The 3,673-nt window shown below is 53.8% G+C and carries 3 protein-coding genes and 1 pseudogene; 1 reads left to right on the top strand and 3 read right to left on the bottom strand.

Features of this window, described 5'->3' with window-relative positions; genetic code table 11:
* Positions 1 to 881: 881 nt before the first annotated feature.
* From IQ254_RS30145 to IQ254_RS30135, 3 genes and pseudogenes are all read right to left on the bottom strand, one after another.
* Positions 882 to 1,541 carry a response regulator transcription factor gene (locus IQ254_RS30145; protein ID WP_193969828.1) on the bottom strand — a complete coding sequence of 220 codons (660 nt, stop codon included), beginning with the start codon at positions 1,539 to 1,541 and terminating at the stop codon, positions 882 to 884.
* Complete coding sequence (locus tag IQ254_RS30140) at positions 1,538 to 2,770, bottom strand: sensor histidine kinase (RefSeq protein WP_193969827.1); 1,233 nt, start codon at positions 2,768 to 2,770, stop codon at positions 1,538 to 1,540. The genes IQ254_RS30145 and IQ254_RS30140 overlap by 4 nt, the downstream gene beginning before the upstream one ends.
* 41 nt (positions 2,771 to 2,811) lie before the next feature.
* Positions 2,812 to 3,003 (bottom strand): annotated as a pseudogene (locus IQ254_RS30135) (IS1 family transposase); the annotation flags it as partial.
* A gap of 297 nt (positions 3,004 to 3,300) precedes the next feature.
* Here IQ254_RS30135 and IQ254_RS30130 point away from each other — a divergent pair.
* Complete coding sequence (locus IQ254_RS30130) at positions 3,301 to 3,558, top strand: hypothetical protein (RefSeq protein WP_193969826.1); 258 nt, start codon at positions 3,301 to 3,303, stop codon at positions 3,556 to 3,558.
* Positions 3,559 to 3,673 lie beyond the last annotated feature (115 nt).

The following is a 3,673-nucleotide window of genomic DNA, read 5'->3' as shown; positions in this document are numbered from 1 at the left end:
GCTCCATAATATTGCTGGCTGAAACGTTCTATATCAGCCAGTTTCGGGCATGACGGGTCGTTTGACTTAACCCATGTCCGTTTTTCTTGGCGGCTCGTCACTGGACAGAGAACTTCCCACTGTCCAGTTAAGGGGTTACGCCCCAAAGATATTTCATCCTCTCTGAGAACTACCTGGGATTACAGCGTGGAGTGTTGGTGCCCTAGTTGACTGACAAAAGTTATCCGCCCCTCACCCCCAACCCCTCGCCCAGAGGGCGAGGGGAGCCAATCCACTTTTCCGGTTCCCTCTCCCCCCGGGAGAGGGCTAGGGTGAGGGCTTTCGAGGATTCTGCTCACAAGTTTTGTCAGTCAATCAGGTTGGTGCCAATCAGCGACATCACTCTCTGCTAGCAGTCTGTCCCATGGATACTGATAAACACATCCAAATCCTAGCTTATGCCCAAAAAATAGCCGAACTGCTACACAAAGAGTCTGATACTGATTTAATTGGTCTGGAATTGCCTTGTTCTTCTAAGTAGAGAAGCGGAACTAACGTAGCGATGGAGGTAAGCTGACTAGCAACCTATCAAGGGAGTGGTTCTGGAGATGTCAACCCCGCCGTTGCAAGGCGAGTTGAGCACGGATAAAGACTGCAGTCTACAGAAGTTACAAGCAGCAGTCGGGATCGCTCAACGCACCAAAGCTTGAATGGAACCCAGACAGAGCAAAACCAAATCTTGAACACGCTGAGACTCATTGTCTTGGTTCGGTTCGTCGAGAAATCCCAAATCTGTTGTCTTGTTGAGAATCCTTTATTTACAAGGGTTTCAGGAGTTTTCTGCAACAAGAGTCCCCGGTACGGACTTTGACCGGGTCTTGGAGGTTGTCTAGGACGAGTTTCTAAGCGTTATCTAGCGGCAAAGCAGCGGCGAGAAGGGCGGCCTGAGTGCGATCGCGCAACCCCAGCCGCCCCAAAATATGGGTCACATGATTTTTGACCGTTCCCTCGGTGAGAAACAGCGCCTGAGCAATTTCACGATTGCTGGCTCCCTGGCCAATCAGCGCCAGCACCTCCCGCTCCCGAGGAGTTAACTCAGCAAAACCAGGCGGAATTTCCGGCTGGGTTGGAGCCGTCCGGTGCAGCAGCATTTTTTGCAGAATTCCAGGCCCAAATTGGGCATAGCCCCGATGCACCGCCCGAATCGCCTGGGCTACTTCCTCCGATGGCGTGTCTTTGAGCAGGTATCCCACCGCTCCTGCCTGCACCGCTTGCTGCACCAGCTCATCATCCTCAAAGGTAGTGAGCACCAGCACTTTCAGGGTGGGGTATTGTCGCAGGAGCTCACGGGTGGCCGCAACGCCATCCATAACAGGCATACGGATATCCATCAGCACGACCTCAACGGCATTGGGCGTGGTCAACAATTTCTGCGCCATCTCCACGGCTTCTCGTCCATTGGCAGCTTCCCCCAAAATTTGCAGGTCTGCCTCCAGGGACAGCAGAGCGTTGAGGCCCTGACGTACGATCGCCTGATCATCCACCAGCAAAATGTGAATCATGCCACCTCCAAGGGTAACGGCAGCCAAACCGTCAGGATGCAGCCTTGCCCAGGCGCAGAGGTTAACTGCACCTGACCGCCCTCAGCCTTCGCCCGTTCTTGAATGCCGCGCAGCCCAAACCCGGTCGTGTTGTCTTGCGGATTAAAGCCAACCCCGTTGTCCTGAATGGTGATGGTCAACCGTGATGCATCCGGCAAGGGCTGAATGGCGATACTGACCTGAGTGGCCTGCGCATATTTACAGACGTTGGTCAGGGCTTCTTGCACAATGCGGTAGACCGTCAGCTTCAAGGATTCGGGCAAGTGTGGGCAGTCCACCACCATATCGGGAACCACCCCGGTCACTTGCTGTAGTCGCTGGGTGAGGGGTGCGATCGCAGTGGCCAGATCTTGCTGCCATAACGGAGGTTGCCGCAGGGTCGCCACCGCCTGTCGCGTCTCCTGCAGGGCCGTCGAGCCCATTTCTTTGGCCTGAGTGACAAAGGCCCTGGCCTGCTCAGGATTCGCATCCCACAGTTTTAAGGCCCCCTCCAGCTGAATGTTCAGCCCTGTCAAAGCATGCCCCAAAGAATCGTGAATTTCCCGAGCGATGCGGGTGCGTTCCTGGTTCATGGCCAATTTCTCGATTTGAGCAGCAGATTCCCGCAGCTTTTGATTGGCCTGGCGTAACTCCTCCCGCCGTTCCCGTTCTGAAATCAAAGCATTCATCAACAGCAGCAGAAACACCAGCAGCAGCAAAAACATGACCACCAGGTTGAGCCGAATGCCAATCAGTTGAGACATCAGTCGTCCGCCCAGGCGGGGTGGGAGTGCCCGATCTAAAGATTGCAGCCGATGCTGCGCCATACCCAGAAAGAAGACGAACGTGACGCTGGTGATGAGTAGGCGTCCCCATCGATCAAATAGCAGGCAGCTTCTCAGCACCAGTACGACCTGTAGCAGCGGGAACAGCCGCAGTCCTAATGTGCTCAAGCGGGCGGCAAGCACGATCAAACTAAACTGCAAGACAACGTGAGCAATTTTGAGGCCTAAGGGTCTGGTCGGTAGCCACAGCCCCAACGCCCCAAACCCTAGAATCACCATCAGCGCGGCGGCGGGAAATCCCCCACTTCTGGGCAACAGGTTGGGGGAAAATTCACTCATCAAAGCAATTCCCACCAGTACCCACTCCCCGTACAGCAAAAATGGAAACGGATGGTGCCCAGGGCGAATAGCGCGAATTGACGGCATGGCAAGAGACCAGGGAATTCATATTCTGGTAGTGCATTTTATTAAAGGACAGAGGAAAAGATAGACTCTTCCCTTGCTGCCAGCTGCTCTCTGACTCGGCAATTGTAGGCATGGATGAACATCCAGATCGCACCGATGTGATGCTCTAGCTTCTTGGAAAAGGACAGTGTCTTCCTCACCAGCCGAGAAATCCGCGGCCTCAAGATGTTGTTCAGTCTTTCGATGTCGCTCGTCAAGCACTCAAATCTTGGTGATCTGAACCATCGCCAAGCTGATGCTAGTGAGCGCATGATAACGCCCTGGTGGGAGAGCAATCGATGTAGGCGACTCTTAGGGATCAAAAGTCACCAAAATGCCATCTCTAGATGCGGTTAGTTTATTGAGATTTTGCTTATAATCTCTAGTCTGGGTTTGTGCTTACCTATACCAGCGACTTTTCTGGCTATTCACGCTAGCGAGAATGATATCGTCGGCGCTCTCAAACTACAGTTCAGCCCACCATGCTGTTTAGGGTGCCTTGGAGAATTCCCATGCTCTTCTTTCAACTTTTACCAGATTTACCCCCCGCTACGGCAACCGCCAATATTCCGATAGCTGCGGTTGAGGCTGTCGGGAAGGTTAAATCAGAGTCAGATTGTGAGCCCGGCAGCCGCGATTGCTTTCCTAAGGATCTGGTTGGGCAGCTGCCGACCGCCTTTGCGCTACTGCCAGCGACGCCCGATACGCTGACCTTAGCGGCTCTCCTGCAAGCTGGGGCCGAGGCCGAGGGCAATACTCTTAACGGGTGACAAGGGTACTCAACGTCATGCGGTACAGGGCTTTGAGACAATAAAGGGGACAAAAAATAGGGAGCCTCAGTGCAGCTCCCCTAAACCAATATGTTTCCTGCATCCTACCAAACCA

Origin of the sequence: Nodosilinea sp. LEGE 07088 (genome assembly GCF_015207395.1) — a bacterium.
Classification (GTDB): domain Bacteria; phylum Cyanobacteriota; class Cyanobacteriia; order Phormidesmidales; family Phormidesmidaceae; genus Nodosilinea.
The sequence above is the reverse complement of the archived record's forward strand: the minus strand, read 5'-3'. Positions and strand labels throughout refer to the sequence as shown.

Excerpts from the sequence above, each read along its gene's own strand:
- IQ254_RS30140 (WP_193969827.1), bottom strand. The coding sequence starts at position 2,770 with ATGCCGTCAATTCGCGCTATTCGCCCTGGGCACCATCCGTTTCCATTT.
- IQ254_RS30130 (WP_193969826.1), top strand. The coding sequence starts at position 3,301 with ATGCTCTTCTTTCAACTTTTACCAGATTTACCCCCCGCTACGGCAACC.
- IQ254_RS30145 (WP_193969828.1), bottom strand. The coding sequence starts at position 1,541 with ATGATTCACATTTTGCTGGTGGATGATCAGGCGATCGTACGTCAGGGC.